16 protein-coding genes are annotated in these 17203 nt (G+C 40.8%); all 16 read right to left on the bottom strand.

Going from position 1 to position 17203, the window contains the following annotated elements:
- Nucleotides 1–249: 249 nt before the first annotated feature.
- Complete coding sequence (locus ACQ86H_RS15810; RefSeq protein WP_138820873.1) at nt 250–951, bottom strand: sulfite exporter TauE/SafE family protein; 702 nt, start codon at nt 949–951, stop codon at nt 250–252.
- Nucleotides 948–1376 (bottom strand): FixH family protein, encoded by a 429-nt coding sequence (locus tag ACQ86H_RS15815; RefSeq protein ID WP_138820872.1) that lies wholly within the window; start codon nt 1374–1376, stop codon nt 948–950. Before ACQ86H_RS15815 ends, ACQ86H_RS15810 begins: the two co-directional genes overlap by 4 nt.
- 183 nt (nt 1377–1559) lie before the next feature.
- The gene (gene ccoG, locus ACQ86H_RS15820; RefSeq protein WP_431291698.1) at nt 1560–2933 is read right to left on the bottom strand and encodes a cytochrome c oxidase accessory protein CcoG; all 1374 of its coding nucleotides are present in this window, start codon (nt 2931–2933) and stop codon (nt 1560–1562) included.
- Nucleotides 2917–3885, bottom strand: a complete 969-nt coding sequence (locus ACQ86H_RS15825; protein WP_246862764.1) for a cbb3-type cytochrome c oxidase N-terminal domain-containing protein — start codon at nt 3883–3885, stop codon at nt 2917–2919. The genes ccoG and ACQ86H_RS15825 overlap by 17 nt, the downstream gene beginning before the upstream one ends.
- A complete protein-coding gene (locus ACQ86H_RS15830) occupies nt 3872–4054 on the bottom strand; it encodes a hypothetical protein (RefSeq protein WP_121283362.1) in 183 nt (60 codons plus the stop codon). Before ACQ86H_RS15830 ends, ACQ86H_RS15825 begins: the two co-directional genes overlap by 14 nt.
- Before the next feature lie 3 nt (nt 4055–4057).
- A complete protein-coding gene (gene ccoN, locus ACQ86H_RS15835; protein ID WP_138820870.1) occupies nt 4058–6199 on the bottom strand; it encodes a cytochrome-c oxidase, cbb3-type subunit I in 2142 nt (713 codons plus the stop codon).
- Between the two features lie 72 nt (nt 6200–6271).
- Nucleotides 6272–6451 carry a cbb3-type cytochrome oxidase assembly protein CcoS gene (gene ccoS, locus ACQ86H_RS15840; RefSeq protein WP_138820869.1) on the bottom strand — a complete coding sequence of 60 codons (180 nt, stop codon included), beginning with the start codon at nt 6449–6451 and terminating at the stop codon, nt 6272–6274.
- A complete protein-coding gene (locus tag ACQ86H_RS15845; protein ID WP_431295412.1) occupies nt 6448–7683 on the bottom strand; it encodes a heavy metal translocating P-type ATPase in 1236 nt (411 codons plus the stop codon). Before ACQ86H_RS15845 ends, ccoS begins: the two co-directional genes overlap by 4 nt.
- A complete protein-coding gene (locus ACQ86H_RS15850; RefSeq protein WP_431291699.1) occupies nt 7680–8831 on the bottom strand; it encodes a heavy metal translocating P-type ATPase metal-binding domain-containing protein in 1152 nt (383 codons plus the stop codon). The genes ACQ86H_RS15845 and ACQ86H_RS15850 overlap by 4 nt, the downstream gene beginning before the upstream one ends.
- 12 nt (nt 8832–8843) lie before the next feature.
- Entirely contained in the window at nt 8844–9800 is a 957-nt protein-coding gene (locus ACQ86H_RS15855; protein ID WP_431291700.1) for a coproporphyrinogen-III oxidase family protein, read from the bottom strand.
- Nucleotides 9722–10189: a hypothetical protein gene (locus ACQ86H_RS15860; protein WP_431291701.1), complete on the bottom strand. Its 468-nt coding sequence runs from the start codon at nt 10187–10189 to the stop codon at nt 9722–9724. Before ACQ86H_RS15860 ends, ACQ86H_RS15855 begins: the two co-directional genes overlap by 79 nt.
- A gap of 2 nt (nt 10190–10191) precedes the next feature.
- On the bottom strand, nt 10192–10617 hold the full coding sequence (locus tag ACQ86H_RS15865; protein WP_246862763.1) for a lactate dehydrogenase: 426 nt from the start codon (nt 10615–10617) through the stop codon (nt 10192–10194).
- Between the two features lie 379 nt (nt 10618–10996).
- Nucleotides 10997–12028 (bottom strand): response regulator, encoded by a 1032-nt coding sequence (locus ACQ86H_RS15870; protein WP_431291702.1) that lies wholly within the window; start codon nt 12026–12028, stop codon nt 10997–10999.
- A 10-nt stretch (nt 12029–12038) separates the two neighbouring features.
- Nucleotides 12039–13241, bottom strand: coding sequence for a PAS domain-containing sensor histidine kinase (locus ACQ86H_RS15875; RefSeq protein WP_138820865.1), 1203 nt, complete (start codon nt 13239–13241; stop codon nt 12039–12041).
- Between the two features lie 55 nt (nt 13242–13296).
- Nucleotides 13297–15078, bottom strand: coding sequence for a hypothetical protein (locus tag ACQ86H_RS15880; RefSeq protein ID WP_431291703.1), 1782 nt, complete (start codon nt 15076–15078; stop codon nt 13297–13299).
- A gap of 394 nt (nt 15079–15472) precedes the next feature.
- Nucleotides 15473–16927 carry a L,D-transpeptidase family protein gene (locus tag ACQ86H_RS15885; protein WP_138820863.1) on the bottom strand — a complete coding sequence of 485 codons (1455 nt, stop codon included), beginning with the start codon at nt 16925–16927 and terminating at the stop codon, nt 15473–15475.
- Nucleotides 16928–17203: the final 276 nt, after the last annotated feature.

The raw sequence follows: 17203 nt of genomic DNA on the forward strand, positions 1-17203 counted from the left end.
CACATTATCCTAACCGCTAAGACTTGCGCTAGTATATGTTAACAGATCATTGGTTCCTACAAAAATCGTCATTTTCGAGCGAAGTGGAGAAATCTTTTAACTTAGCTCACAGATTTCTCCATTTCGCTGCGCCTCAGTCGAAATGACGATCGTATTATAAGATTTATCTAAATCTTAAATTCTTAATTTCTTTATATGGTCGATGATTCAATCGGTTAATCGACTCCCAACGCCCAACTCCAAACCCATTTACCTGCACTCTATCGAATGCCCATAACCGCCTGTATTTTTGGGAGAAAAAAACGGAATGCCCAAATCGGCGGAGCGCATGATGAGTAAAGCGCCCATAAAAAGCATTAGCCAGGGAATAAGCTTATTGGTGTTAAAACGGATGTATTTTTTCAAAAAGATTCCCCCAAGCGAGATCATGAGCATTAATGGGGTGGTTCCGAGGCCGAAAAGAAACATAAAAGTAGCACCCGATTGAACATTGCCCGTATTTAATGCCGTTGCCAGGGCCAGGTAAACCATGCCACAGGGGATAATGCCATTAAGCATACCTGCAAACAATCCCCATAATTTTAAATTAAATACCTTCCCCATTAATTTGCTCAGCGGGTTCATCGCCTTTAACTGAAGCGTTGAAAAACGGTTTCTATATGTTTTATTTAACTGTAAAGCGGTGAATAGGATTAATCCCGAACCAATAAGTATACTCAACGTTTTCTGATCACTGAAAAGGCGTATGCTGTTTCCTAAAATGCCAACCAGCAAGCCTAAAATGGTATAAACAGCAATTCTACCCAGCTGATATAACAAAAGCTGAACCGCACTATTAAAGAAATCCTGTTTTCTGAAGGGCATGCCTAGCATAATGGGTCCGCACATTACCGCGCAATGGAGGCTTCCAAACAGGCCCATTAAAAATGCCAATGGCAGATAGTCGGTCATAAGGTAATGTTATTTTTAAAAAGATATACTTTGCCCTCTGCATGCCATGAAAGGTTGATAAACCACATTCCCTTAGCCATTTTTGTTTTATCTACCAGGATAAGATGCGAAGCTCCGGTGGTATTTCCTTTTCGTTTAACATCATCATCGCTATTGGCGGGCCTCATCAATACCAGCTCATATTGCGCACTGTCTTTTAACTGTATTACAATTTGGGTATGGGTAATGGTAATTTTAGGCCTGGCATCATCGTTTAATACATTCTGTTTGGCATCGTATTCTGCATTGTAATTGATTCCCTTTTCGTAATAATTTTCTTCGATCAGGGCGTCCCTACCGTGCACATGGAACATGTAAATCACCATCCCCACGATAAATAGCATAAATGCAAACATCCCCATTACTATTTTTGTTCCCCAGTTCATACGTTTTGTATTTAAATTAATGATTGAATGAGTGAGTTTTGAATGAGAGAATGTTTAAAGGCAAATCCATATTCTATCGTTAACTTTTTCTCATTGAGTCATTTTCTCATTTTATTACTCTTATAATTCACTGCTTTTCTATTTCCCTCATTCAATTATTTTCTCATTCTCTCCTTCAATCATTCACTTTCCGGCTGTGCGAAAAAACCAGTTGTCGCGGTACTCAACACCTCGCCATTGGCAAGCACTTCGAAAAACGGCATCCGTTTTGTATTTTTTAATCGAATTATTTTTCCTGATCAGAAAGAATGTGAGGTGCACGGTACCTTCTTTTGGCAAAACAGTTGCTTGCTGAATAAAATCGATCTGATCACTACTATCCTGCGACCTGAAAGTAAATTTTACCGCTTTATTGGTTTTGTTCACCAGCTCTGCATTGTACAGGTTACTGGTTTTATCCGTTCCCCTGCTTTGGTATAAAGTACCACTGGCCCTTAAAACGGTGGTCTGGATGTTTTCTCTTTTATAAATCAGGGAAGAAAAAACCATTAATACCACGAATAAAACCGCAGCATAACCATAAGATTTTAATCCAATTTTATAAGGTTTCCGCTCTGCAATAAAATCCTGGTTAAAGAAACCAATCAGGTTTTTGGGTTTGCCTATTTTCAACATAACTTCATCACACGAATCGATGCAGGCGGTACAGTTCACACATTCGAGCTGTGTTCCCTGGCGGATATCGATCCCTGTAGGGCAAACCTGTACACACAAGCCACAATCGATACAATCGCCAGTTTTTTGTTCTTGTGTATTTCGCTGTAAACGTCCGCGGGGTTCGCCCCTTGTAAAATCGTAAGCTACTACGAGGCTCTGGTTATCAAGCAGCACCCCCTGAAGCCTGCCATAAGGGCAGATTACAGTGCATACCACTTCGCGCACGTAAGCAAATACACCATAAAATATAAAAGTAAACAGCCAGATGGATATAAAACCTGAAACGTGGCCCGTAATGGGCTCGGTGATGATTTTAAACAGCACATCAGAGCCGATCATATAAGCCAGAAAGGTATTGGCGATGGCAAAAGAGATGATCAGAAAAATAAAATGTTTGATTCCCTTTTTCCATAACTTTTCGGTGTTCCAGGGTCCTTCATCCAGTTTCTTTTGCTTACTGGCATCACCCTCTATCCAATATTCTATCCTACGGAAAACCATCTCCATAAAAATGGTCTGTGGACAGGCCCATCCGCACCACAACCTGCCCAATACCACTGTAAAACATACAATGAAGATGATAAAGATGAGCATGGCGAGTGCAAAAAGGTAAAAATCCTGTGGGGTGAAAATCAACCCAAAGAAAACGAATTTCCTTTCGATGAAATTCAGCAGCACCAATTGCTCGCCGTTAAGTTTTAGAAACGGGCAGGAGAACAAAAATAACAGCAACATATAACTTACCCACTTGCGGTAGGTGTACAATCTACCAGACGGTTTTTTAGGGTAAATGAAATTTCTGCCCTTGCCCTTACTTTCCGGTTTATTTTTTGGTAACATCTGCTTGGTTTACACTATCTTTCGCTACTTTCATCTCATTGTCTTTTACATCTTTCGCCTCGTATTTTTCGCCCTGTGGGGCTTTGGCACCCGCTGGATTGCTTCCTTTTAACGACAAGATAAAATTAGCCACGGCACTGATCTGTTTCGGATTGAGGTTTTTCTCCCAACTGATCATCCCTTTTTCCGGAACGCCATATTTAATGGTTTTAAACACATTATTAATACCTCCACCATGTAACCAGTAATCATCAGTTAAGTTGGGACCAATCACCCCCTGCCCTTTATCGCCGTGGCAAACCACACAGTTTGTATTAAAAATCGTTTTCCCATCTTCCAATACCGTTGGCGTATTATCAAACTTTACGGAGTTTTCATCAATGGTATTGGCCGATTTTTCGAGATAGGCTGCTTTTTCTACTTGTGCTTTGGCCATTTCATTCTCGTATTCTTTATCCTGCAGATCGCCATAGCCACCAATGTGGTAATAAAAGAGATAACCTGCAGCGAAAATCATCGTACCAAAAAACAGGAAATTAAACCAGGCCGGTACCGGATTGTTTAGCTCCTTAATGCCATCATAAGCATGATCAATCACCAGGTTCTTTTCTTCTTCAATGGGTTTTAAACTCAACAATTTTGCCCATATAGAAGGTTTTACCGTTTTTTGTTTCAACCAGCTATCGTAATCGAGTGCCCCCTCCTTCACAGGTCCGCTATATTTAGTGGGGTTTAACTGTTCCTGGTACATTACTTTAAATGCATTGAGCAACGTTAGCGAAACAAAAAGCAGGACTAATGCAAAAAGCAAAAGCAGTATAATGAGTATTTCAGTTTGGCTAAGTCCTAATCCAGGCTGAGAAGGTACTATAGCTTCTGCTGTTTTTTGTTCAGCAGCGTAGCTTGCCGCCGATAAAAACAGTGAAAATAACAATAGTTTAATCTTCTTCATATTGATTGGTTTTGTTGTCTTGAAAAGGAATTTCACTCATGGTTTTGATATGGTTTTTGCTTAATTTGAAGAGGTAAACGCCAACAATTACAAAAAACACCATAAACATGAGCAGAGAGGTAACGAGGTATATTTCGCCACCGGCTAAATCTTTGATCTGATTGAACATATTTTATTGATTTGAAGGAATGGTTTCTTTATTGGCTTTAATATCAGTACCCAATCGTTGCAGGTAAGCAATAATGGCTACAATTTCACGGTCGCTTTTAACTTTAATGTTGTTCTGCTTCAGGTCTAAAGCAATTTTTTCAGCCTGTATTTTTAAATCCTCATTGGCATGTTTGTCATAGCCTTCAGGATATGGCACGCCCAATGTTTGCATGGCCCTGATTTTACTCGCAGTAGTGCTGATATCCAGTTGCTGTTCAATGAGCCATGGATATGGTGGCATAATACTTCCCGGCGACATTGAAGTAGGATCGGCCAGGTGATTGTAATGCCAGGCATCAGAATACTTTCCCCCTACACGGTGAAGATCTGGTCCGGTACGTTTACTGCCCCATAAAAACGGGTGATCGTAAACAAATTCTCCGGCCTTGCTATACTCTCCATAACGTTCGGTTTCTGAGCGGAAAGGTCGAACAGTTTGTGAATGGCAGTTTACACAACCTTCTCTGATGTAAAGATCCCTGCCCTGCAGCTCGAGCGCACTGTATGGTTTTACACTTGCAATAGTCGGCACGTTAGATTGAATAGTAAAAGTTGGCATCATCTCAACCATTCCCCCAATTAGAATAATGATCAATGAGAGCACCATAAATTTCATTGGTTTACGTTCCAACACTCTATGCCAGGCTTTATCGGCAGGACTACTATCCACTACAATTTTGGTTAAAGGCATGGCTTCGGCAGCTTCATTGGCTACAAGTTTAGCTCCAAGCATGGTTTTGGCCAGGTTATAAGTCATTGCAATAACCCCGGTTAAATAGAGTGCACCACCGATTGAACGTAAAACATGCATAGGGATAATCTGCAATGTTGTAGCCAGGAAATTAGGGTATTTCAATAAACCTTCAGGGGTAAATTCTTTCCACATCAATCCTTGGGTAAAACCGGCCCAATACATCGGGATAGCATAAAAAAGGATACCCAAAGTACCGATCCAAAAGTGGAAACCTGCCAGTTTTTTAGAGTAAAGTTCTGTTTTATAAATACGAGGGATTAACCAGTACAGTACACCGAAAGTTAAAAAGCCATTCCAGCCCAAAGCGCCAACATGTACGTGAGCTACAATCCAATCGGTAAAATGCGCTACTCCGTTAATCTGTTTTAACGACAATAAAGGGCCTTCAAAAGTGGCCATACCATAAGCGGTAAGGGCAACCACCATGAATTTAAGGGTCACATCTTCTCTTACTTTATCCCAGGCACCACGAAGAGTTAATAGACCGTTGATCATACCGCCCCAGCTTGGTGCAATTAACATAATGGAAAAAGCAACGCCTAATGATTGTGCCCATCCCGGTAATGAGGTGTATAATAAGTGATGGGGACCGGCCCAGATATAGATAAAAATGAGCGACCAAAAGTGCAGGATACTCAGTTTATAGGAGTAAACAGGTCGGCCAGCCATTTTTGGCAGGAAATAATACATCATGCCCAGGTAAGGCGTAGTGAGGAAAAATGCTACGGCATTGTGCCCATACCACCACTGAACCAATGCATCCTGAACGCCCGCATACACATAGTAGCTTTTCATAAAAGAAATGGGCAGCTCAAAAGAGTTTACAATGTGCAAAACCGCAATGGTAACAAAAGTGGCAATGTAAAACCAGATGGCCACATAGAGATGGCGCTCTCTCCTTTTAATAATGGTACCGAACATGTTTACGCCAAAAACCACCCAGATGAGGGTGATGGCAATATCGATTGGCCATTCGAGTTCGGCATATTCGTGTGAGGTAGTAAAACCCAGCGGAAGGGTAATTACGGCCGATAAGATAATGAGTTGCCAGCCCCAAAAATGGATCTTGCTGAGCACATCGCTAAACATCCTGGCCTTAAGTAAACGCTGAAGCGAATAATAAACGCCCATAAAAATGGCGTTTCCCACAAAGGCGAAAATCACGGCATTGGTGTGCAAGGGCCTGATTCTACCAAAAGTGGTATACTGGTTGCCCATGTTCATTGCCGGCTTAAAGAGCTGCATGGCAACAAGCAGTCCAACAGTCATCCCTATAATTCCCCAAACCAGGGTGGCAATGCCAAAGTTTCTGACAATCCTGTTATCGTAAGTAAATTTTTCTAGCTGCATAATAGAAGCGGAATTTTGTATGTTTTGTACATCAAAGGTATCCTGCAGCCAAGAGATAAAGGATGATTGCGGTTAGCTGGAAAAGTGATCTTCTTCACTTTTTTCGGCAATCACTTCATCGTCGAACAATACGCGGATACCAGGAGTATGCACATCGTCGTTCTGACCGGTTTTATAAGCCCAAAAGAAGGCCCCCAGAAAAATGAGTGCCATTAAAACGCTGCAGCCAACCAAAAAGTAGAGGATATTCATATCAGTTTATTTTTACAGGCAAACCAGCGGGTGGCCAGGGTGGTGAATAATATAATGGTAACGGTACTAATTGGCATCAGCACCGCAGCAACCAATGGATATAATGTTCCCTGTACGGCATAATAGATACCGATGCAGTTGTAGGCAATGGCAATGGCAAAACTTATTTTAATTACCTTAAGCCCATCTTTGCTGAGCTGGATAAAATACGGCAGGAGGTTTAGTGCGCCACCCTTCAGAATGGCATCGCAGCCCGGGGTAAAATTATTGATGTTATCTGTTAATGCGATCCCAAAATTGCTCTGCTTTAAAGCTCCGGCATCATTTAGGCCATCGCCAAGCATCATTACGGTATTCCCGCTTTCCTGGAGGTTTAAAACGGCATCCAGTTTTTGGTGCGGACGCTGCCGGAACCTGATAGTAGTGTTTTCAGGAAAAATGGTCGTCAGCATGGAACGGTCTTTATCCGTATCTCCCGATAACACCTGCAAATTAAATTTAGCGAGTTTCGAAACCAGCTGAGCCAATCCGGGCCGCCATTGCTGTTTGATATCAAAACAACCTTTATAAGTATGGTTGATCAGAATATGCACACCGGTTTCACCAGCCGATTTTACGGTTATCGGTATCATGGATAAATGTCCGGCATAAATAGTATGATTATTGATCCGGGCAGATAAACCTTTACCAACCACTTCTTTATAATCGTTAAGTGAATAAAATCTTTCAACATTTAAAGCCTTTAAAATATGCCTGCTTAAAGGATGTGTAGAGTTACGCAATAGCGAAGCTACTATCAGTTTTTCTTCATTTGTTAAGGCCCCACTAAAAGAGATTTCGGCATTTTCATTACTGGTTAAGGTACCTGTTTTATCGAAAATCAAGGTATCACATTTGGCGAGTTCTTCAACCGCATCTGTATTTTTTACATAAAATCCCTTTTTATCAAAAACAGATAAGATAGCAGATAAAGTGAAAGGCGTGCTTAAAGCCAGTACACATGGACAGGCAACAATAATAACTGCGGTAAATGCCGACCAGGCCTTATGGCTATCGTGCTGAAACAACCAGTAAGCTGTAGCCGAAAATGCGATCAGAAAAACCCCAAGGCTGAAATATTTTGCGACAGAATCGTTAAAATTCTGTTTATTGATATTGTTTTTGTAATTCTCGTTATTCCAGAGTCCGGTAAGGTAACTCTGCGAAACCGGCTTGATTACTTCAAGTTCTATGGCTTCGGTAGTTTGCCTCCCCCTGCATAAATGATTTCGCCCAGCACTTTATGAATCGGCTCCGATTCACCGGTAACAAAACTCATATCTACCCAGGCATCGCCTTTCATTAAAATGGCATCTGCAGGCACCAGTTCTCCGTTTCTGATCCATAATCTATCACCGATTTTAATATCATTAATGGATACAGGTTTCTCTTTGCCCTTCTGTAAGGTAGTAACCGCAATCGGGAAATAAGAACGGTAATCGCGGTCGAAAGAGATGTGGTGATAAGTTCGCTGTTTAAGCCATTTCCCCATGAGAAGTAAAAAGACCAGGCCTGTTAAGGTATCGGCAAAACCTGGGCCGGTGGCAAAAATAACTTCATAAGCGGTGCGTAAAAACAATATGGCAATAATCAGTGCCAAAGGTGTATCTAAATTGATGTGTTTGTGTTTGATACTGGTAATGGCAGAGGTAAAATAATCTCGTCCGCAATAAAAAGCCGCTGGAATGGAGAATGCCAGGTTTAACCAACCGAATAAAGACTGGAACTGTTTTTCAAAACCTGATAAACCAAAGTATTCGGGAAAGCTAAAAAGCATCACATTGCCCATTAAAAATCCTGCGACAGCAATTTTCAGCACTAAAACTTTATCAACCGAGGTACTGTGTGCCTTTACCACATCCTGCAAACTGATCAGGGGTTCGTAACCGATCTGGTTTAAGGTTTCTACCAAATATTTTAGCGAAATTTCTTCATGGTTGAAGTTGATGGTTACCTGTTTTTTGAGAAAATCGATCCGTGAACTGAAAATAGCGGGATTGATTTTATAAAGGTGTTCCAATAACCAGATGCAGGAGCTGCAATGGATGGCGGGAATGTAAAACGTAATGATGCTCGAACTTTCATGTTTGTAATCGAGCAATTGATCGATAATTTTAGGATCGTCGAGGTATTCTAAATGGCTTTCATTTTTTAATTGCCTGCCGGGGTTATTGTTGTACACATAATAATTGCACAAGTTGTTTTCTGAAAGGATTTTGAAAACAGCCATACAGCCCGCACAGCAAAAATCTTTATGGTCTGTTTGATATTTTACCTTGGGCAGATCCTCTCCACAGTGGTAGCAAATGGCTTTGGTTGTGGTTTTACTTTGATCTTCCATTGTAATTATTTCTTATATTGATGAACTGAATAGTTGTGTTTTAGGCTGCTTAAGCCATAATTTTTCGTCGAATGCCATGCAAACATTTCTCAGGAAGGACTTTCCTTTGGTGGTAATCCTGATTTCTTTTTCAGTTATCAAGACCAGTTTATCGTTTAACAAGGGTAAAAGCCGCTCATGTACCTTTTCGGGAATGCCTTCGCTGTACGCAGTATTGGCCCTGCACATGATATTAAGAATGTGCTTTCTTACGGTGAGGTCTTCATCCGTTAAAAAATGTCCTTTTTCTACAGGTAATAATTTCTGTGCTATTTTTTCTAAATAAGCTTCTACCGTTTTAGGGTTCTGCGCAAAGGCAGTCCAACTATCGCTGATCGACGAAACGCCGAGCCCGATAAGTAAATGGGTATGCTGACTGGTGTAACCCATAAAATTCCGGTGGAGTTTATCTGTTGCCATCGATTGAAACAAAAGATCGCTTTTCAGTGCAAAATGATCCATTCCCACATCTTTATAACCGGCTTCAAGCAGTAGCTTTCTGCCAAATTGATAAAGCGCAAATTTTTCATCTCCCGCGGGAATATCCTTTTCGGTGTAATGCCTTTGCCCGGGTTTTAACCAGGGCACATGTGCGTAACTATAAAAGGCAATGCGGTCTGGCTGCATGGTAATTACTTCATTTATGGTAGCTGTTAATCCAGAAATGCTTTGTCCCGGAAGGCCATAAATCAGATCAAAATTGATGGAAGTATAACCGATTTCCCTTGCTTCGCCAGTTACTTTAACTACCTGTTCAGGTGTTTGAAAACGGTTAATCAAAAATTGAACTTTCGGATCAAAATCCTGTATCCCCAAACTTAATCTTTTAAAACCAAGCTGGTAGAGTGCTGTTAAATGTGCGTTGCTGGTATTGGCCGGATGCGCCTCAAAAGAGAGTTCGGCATCAGGAGCCAAAGTAGCATTTTGCATAATGCCGTTAATGAGTAGCCCGAGATTTTCTGCACTAAAAAAGTAGGCGTTCCGCCACCGAGATGCAGTTCTTTTAGTTTAGGTTTCTCCCGCAAGGCATCCACATACATGCCCCATTCTGCAAGTAAAGCCTGGATGTAAGGCGCCTCTACCGAATGATTCTTGGTAATACGGGTATTACAACCACAATAGGTACACAGGCTTTCGCAAAACGGAAGGTGGATATACAAACTGATGCCTTCCTCTTTATAGCTGAGGTAAGTGTTGGCCACACTGGCCAGCCAACCATTTGCATTAAAATTTTTAATATCCCAGTACGGAACAGTTGGATAACTGGTATAGCGTGGGGCGGCTACATTATATTTTTTAAGCAATTCGGCACTTTCCATCTTTACAGTTTTTTAGCCGTTGCACAATCGTTCTGGCAGCAGCAGGCTTTGCCTACGCATTTACCAGCTGCCCACTGATCGAGGTTTTTGATAACCTGCTCCATCCTCGCCTTGGTATCGGCCTGATCGGAAAGCAATGGCACATTGGCAATCTTCATACCGGCAAGTCCGGCAGCGGTAAGGTCGAGGTGATCTGTTTGTGAAGATGAAGTTGCGATATACTTGATACCAAGCGCCCTAAGTCCTAATATCATGTTACCACTGAGTTCATCGTTATTAAAAACCAGAAGGGCTTCTTTACCGGTTGCAAATGAAAGCGTATCGGCTGTTAAGCTATTGGCAATTATGGTGATATCGTGTTTTTTATAATTGGCCAGTACCAACCATTCCTTTTCATCGGGCTTAATGTTGTAAGCTATAGCTTTCATATACAATGTTTATGGATACAAAACTATGAAGGAAGTGTAAGGCAACAGGTGAGAATGCTTAGAGAAAAAAATGATACTGGTTACATTTTGAGTGTAGCGTTGGGCGTTTGGAGGGGATTAACCGATTTAAAAAGAAACAAATGACCAATAAACTAACTTAGGAGTTAAGACTCAGCTAATTTTGATAATATGGTCGTCATCTCGATCCGATAGCCATTGGATGTAGCGCAGCGAAATGGAGAGATCTATCCAGATAAATTTCCCGACTGCGTTACGCTCCGCTCGAAATGACGATCTCTTTGGAAATTAATACCCTAACCTCAGTTAACCGACTTAACCAGTTAACCCAATTAACTAATGACTAATGTACCAATGAACGCTATTGTTTAATATTCCTGAGTTTTTCGATAGAGAGAATATTAATGGCATTACCTGTTTTATCGATCAGTTTTTCATCTTTAAAATCAGCGAGCATCCGGCTTACTGTTTCGCTGGCAGTTCCTACCAGTGCGGCAAGGTCATCGCGGGAAATGCGGATGGTGCAGCTATCTGCTATGCCATCGCCAAATTTTGTTGCAACCTGCAATAAGGCTTCGGCTACCCGTTTTCTTACGGAGGAATAGGCCAGTTGGAGCATCTGTTTTCCTTTATCGCGTACGTTTCCGGATAACAGATCAATAAATGTTTTAGATACAGCCTGGTGACTGAGCAGGTATTCCATAAAATCTGCTTTGGGAATATGGATAATTTCTGATTCAGTGAGCGTTGCAGCATTTTCAGCATAAAGCTCGCCGTTGCATAAACTTTCGTAACCAAAAAAATCTCCATCATGGTAAAGTCCTGAAGAAAGTTCCCTCCCATCTTTAAAACGTTTGTAGGTTTTCACCTGCCCTTTATTTACGTAATAGAGGTGTGTAGGTTCATCGCCTTCAATATAAATCACCTGTTTGCTGTTTACCCCTCTCGGTTTACCTTTTTTGCGCAGTTCATCCATTACCGTTTCACTATTGCTTTCTGTTGAACTAAAACTGGTGGCCTGCTGCTTTTTCTTAAACCTGCTTTCTATCGCCCTGAAAAGTTCTGTATCATCAAAGGGTTTGGTGAGGTAATCATCTGCGCCCATTTCCATGCCTTTTCTCATATCTGCCCGCTCTGTTTTTGCGGTGATGAAAATAAAAGGAATATTGGCCGTCTTAGGATTTTTATTCAACAGGTACAAAACCCCGTATCCATCCAGTTCGGGCATCATAATATCACACAGAATGACATCAGGTAGATGATTAACAGCCATTTCAACACCGATTTTTCCATGTTTAGCTGTAAAAGTTTTATAACCTGCCAAATCAAGCACTTCAGCAGTACTTTCCCTGATATCGTCGTTATCTTCAATGATTAAAACTTTCTTGTCCATGGGATAGATCTTAAATTATAAAATTATTTTTAAAGGGAAAAATAAGGGTAAATACCGTGCCCGAGTGCTGCTCGCTATTGCAGGTTACGGTGCCGTTCATAAGGCCAACATATCTTTTTACAATGTTCAATCCTAGTCCTGTTCCCGGAATATCGCCGGTATTGTGTGCCCTGAAAAATGGTTCGAAAAGATTGCCCTGATCGGCTGCCGGAATACCAATCCCATTGTCTTTAACCTCTAAAATCAGTTCATCATCTTTTAAAATGGAATTAAACTGGATAAGCGTATCCTCACCACTGTATTTGATCGAATTGGAAATCAGGTTGATGATGCAGTTCTTCAACAGGTTCGGGTCAAGGTAAACCTCTGCGGTTGTTCCGGTATGTTCGTAAATAATATGCTGGTTTTGTTTGGTCATCATCTGCATCTCTTCAGCTATTTCTTCGGCAAAACTGATGATATTAAAAGCTTGTACCGATGCCTCCACTTTCCCGGCCTCCAGTTTCTCGAGCGAAAGGAAATCGTTTAATATCGTAGTGAGGTTATTGATGGAATTTTTAATTTTCAAGGTATGCTTCTCCACACTGGCCACATCCTGTTTGGTGGTATATTTATCAATGAGTGATGCTGAAAGCTGAATGGCACTGAGCGGTGTTCTAAACTCATGCGAGGCCATAGATACAAACCTGGTTTTAAGCTGGTTGAGTTCCTTTTCCTTTTGAAAAAGTGCACGCATATTTTCTTTGGCCATTTCCAGTTCCGACACGAGTTTAACCAGGTCCTGTGTACGTTCTTTTATCTTAACTTCCAGTTTTTCGGTATAACTTTTAATCTGTTCTTCGTTGGCTTTTTCTTTGCTCAGGTCGTGGATAAAACCCGTATAAATTTTACGATCACTAAATTTGATCTCGCTCACCCCCAGCCTGAACGGAAATACAGAACCATCTTTACGCTTGCCAGAAACCTCTCTCCCGATGCCAATAATGTGTTTCTGCCCCGTGTGTTCGTACCTGGACAAGTATCCATCATGACGCGAATGATCGGGTTCAGGCATCAGCACCGAAATGTTCATCCCCACTAACTCTTCCCTTCCATAACCAAAAAGCTCAAGCGCAGCAGGATTTAAATGTTCTATAATCCCCTTATCATCGATGGTAATAATCCCATCAATAGCATTTTCAATAATTGCATCCAAAAATTTCGACCTATCCATTATGCTTCAAGTATATCTCCGTAAATATAGATAAAAGTATTAGCGATCTTTTTTCTTAGCCAACAATCAGTGCATCAAGTTTATGTTTCGAACTTGCCAGCTGTTCATATAATTGCTTAATGTCGTCAGAAGCCTGATCTGTCATTTCGCTGAAAAGCTTTTTATAATAATTGATTCCTTCGGCCAGTTGCTGTTTAAACCCGTTTAACTGTTTTATCTTTTTATCACTAAATTGCTGCAACTGCTGTTTAATATCTTCCTGCAGGTAATCGATATAAAGGTTAAGCTCTTTGATAAAAACGTGAGGCCGCTCTACCTGCTCCAGGAGATTAACTTTACCATAAATATGACCGACCATTTCATCAAAAGAATATACATCGGAGAAATAGGCCAGATTTGGTCCCGGACAGATAGCCACCGCCTTATTTTCTTTGCGTTTAAGAATATTATATTTTAAGTAAGTGGAAGAGCAGAGCCCTTCGCAAAGACATATTTTTCCGGTAATTTCCTTAAATTGCTTTTCATATTCATCAGCGCTTAGGTTAGCTGTTTTAAGGCTGTTGATCTTTAAGTGCTGATATTCCCGCGATGCGGTGCAGATGGCCTGTTCGGTAAATTCGGTATTATTGCAGAGGTATTTCTTGGTACAGGGGCTTCCCGGTCTCCCCTTTTCAATCCGCCCGGTGCGCTGCTGCTCTATGGTACTGTTCCTGAAATTATTAAAACGGATCCCTAATGGTGAGGCATTGCTTAAATAAAAATCCTGTGTTGTTGCGCCGGTAAGTTGTAATAAGGTATCAGCATCTACATTGGTTACCTCTGGTACCAGTAAAAAAGGACTTCCCCAGCCTGTGGCATCGAGATGATAATGTTGCAACAGAAACTGATGTTCTGAAGCAGTTCCGATTCCGCCCTGCACTGTGATCTTTTGCTTGGGTTGTTTTTCGACCGGAATTTCCTTTTGCATCAAGGCAAGCTGATACATTTCAAAAAGCTCCCGGTACATGTCGTTTTTTTTAGTTTTAAATTCCTCCAGAATCGGTCCCAGCAAATAGCCTTCTGTGGCAAATGCATGGCCACCACAATTTAAGCCCGATTCGATCCTGAACTCTGATACCCATAATCCTTTTTTGGCCAAAAATTTAGCCTGAATCAAGGCCGACCTGAAATCACTTACTTTTAAAATAATCCTCTTTTTTAATGAAGCATTTTCACCTGGAAAAAAGTCCGGAAAATGTTCCATATAGCTGTATAATTTGGGGTTCATCCCAGCAGAAAGTACTATTGAAGCATTAAGTTTACTTTCTGCAAAACCGCGTAAAGCCGCTAGCGCATCTGTATTTCCATCACCAGTGTATTTGCCATTCACATAGTTCATTTTATCCACCTTAGCCATAATGTTAACGTCAATGGTACCCATGCGCATCGCATTTTTCAGTAGGGATTGCAAGCTTTGTTTGGTTTCCCCTTCAGGATACCCCATCATCAATTCGTAACCATGCTTTAATTTTGAGTTATCGGGCAAAAGTTCGAAATAGCGGCAGATATCATTCCCTCGCTTAAAATCCTGCTGTTTTAAAGCTTTAAAATCCTGGTTGACGCAATCGGATAAAAGGTTGAGGTATGCAGTAATGCGTCGGCTACGGCTATCGCTTTCACCTTTGGCAATCGCCTCGAAATCCACCGATCTGTTCTGTGAATGATAAGCCCGCATACGCTCTACCAATTCGTCATCAACAATAGAGAGTACGGAAGAAATGCCATACCTGGCAACTTTTAATGGGGTATCAATAGAGTAACCCAAGCCTAAAACAGGAATATGAAAGGAGTGTAACATGGTGTTTCTTGATGTAAAATGGTCCCCGACATAATGAATGACCAAATAATTTCTACAGCAAAACTACCTTGGTTTAATTGATACAGCGATGATAAGGCTCAAAACAAAAAATGACCGCGATCACTTTTTCACGACCAAAAATTACCGTCATCAGGCATTCTCATTAGGTTAAGGTTTTTAACCACTGATGCCCACAGATAAAAACAGATTTTTATAGCTGTGTGCATCCTTTTTATCTCCCGAAAGACCGGGGCAAGTTAAGGTTATTTGTTTTTTCACCTATGCCAATGGCTTAAATAACGACATTCTTCATCAGGACAAAAATTGGTCTAAATCAGGTTTTAGATGGTAATGCTATAAGCAGTAGGTAAAACCAAAGGTGATTACAAGCACTTTACTTCTTTACCAGTTTATTATTAATGGGAAACATTAAATTTTCCAAAACCTGATCGCGGCGATATATATCAGGATATACACTGAGCTGACCGTCATTAATCTCGCAGGTGATGTAGGTGATCTTTATCGGAACAGTACTTTTAAGGCGAAAATCTTTTTTAATCATGTTAAGCATTGATGATTTTAAAGCTGGCATTTTATCTGCTGCTCCATCATTCTGCAATAACAGTTCGGCAAGTAAACCAGCATTTTCTACCCTGATACAACCATGGCTAAATGCCCTTTCTTGTTTTTTAAATAATTGCTGTTCCGGGGTATCGTGCAGGTAAATATCAAAAATATTCGGAAACCGGAATACAACCTTACCCAGCGCATTATCACAACCAGATGACTGCCTGGCATGATACAAGTTAGGACTAGCCTTAATGGAGGCGATGGTACTTTTGGTTAAAGGCACCACGTTTTCCTTCCGGTCGTAAATACTGTAATGGTTGCTGATCAGGTAGGTTGAATCTTTCCATATTTTTGGCAACAGTTCGGTTGTAAATATTTTATGCGGAACTTTCCAGTCTGGCGACGTGGTGATTTTATTAACTGTACTTTCCAGTTCTGGCGTAGAACTGGAAGGCTTGCCTACAACGGTTTTAAATACCACTATGCGATCATCCTTTATCAACTTAAGTGTGTATGAGGGGATATTGATCTGTATAAAATAACGATCGTCAGTATTTATCCAGCGTAACCGCTCCATATTAATGGCCATTTTTCTGGCATCACCTTCCGGGAACTCATAACAATCGTCTATATATTGCCCTTTTACCAAATGGAGGTAATCCTGGAGCATTCTATACATATTTGTTTGCGGCTGGGCCGATGTAACATTGCTCATAAAATTAGGATGCCCAATGGCTTTCCCGAGCTGTAACACCGGATCAAAACCCAAAGGTATTTTCGATTCCAATCGCCCGGTGGTAACTACCGGATTAAATTTACCGTAATGAAGATGATTGATCAGGGTAATCAGGGCATCCGTTAAGTAAATATCAAAAACTTCCTGCTCTTGTACTTTGGCACCTGGTTTGGTAAGCGGACGAAGCGCATCATAAGTGAGCTGATCGGGATGAAAATCGTTTCTGTTCAAGCCAAACTGCAATACGCAGTCCATCAATAACATCGACATCCAGACATCTGATTTAACCGTGTCCTGCCTTACCCAGGCATTTTTATATAATCTTTCCTGATAGAAACGGTCAACAAGATTGGGGTAATTCAGTTTTGGACGCAGGCCAGCGATTTCTTTTCTGATAGAGAGCGAATCGGCATTTACTGATTCAGCGTTTTTAAGGGGCACCCCAAAAGCGTTAAATACCAATAAGAAGGCCCAAAACAGCGTTAAAGAAATAAAAATCACCTTAATGGTAGCGGAGCTTTTGCAAATATTTTTATTTTTCATAACACATTGATTTACAGGTATAAATATCAAAACATAACAGTTCGATATTTATGACTCCCATCATATATTGTTATGATCTACTGCACATTACGGATTTTGAGATGATTTTACAGAATTAAATTTACCTCTTAGACCAACTAACTCACAAATGAGCTTCTAAAGGCTTAAAGACTCATCCCCTTTTGCGATTTAAAAAAGCCAGCGTTTTACAAAACTATATCAGTTTATATTTGCTATATAAAAACAATATATTTAATTAAAAATAATTCATCAGCA

The organism is Pedobacter sp. P26, from assembly GCF_050632135.1.
Classification (GTDB): domain Bacteria; phylum Bacteroidota; class Bacteroidia; order Sphingobacteriales; family Sphingobacteriaceae; genus Pedobacter.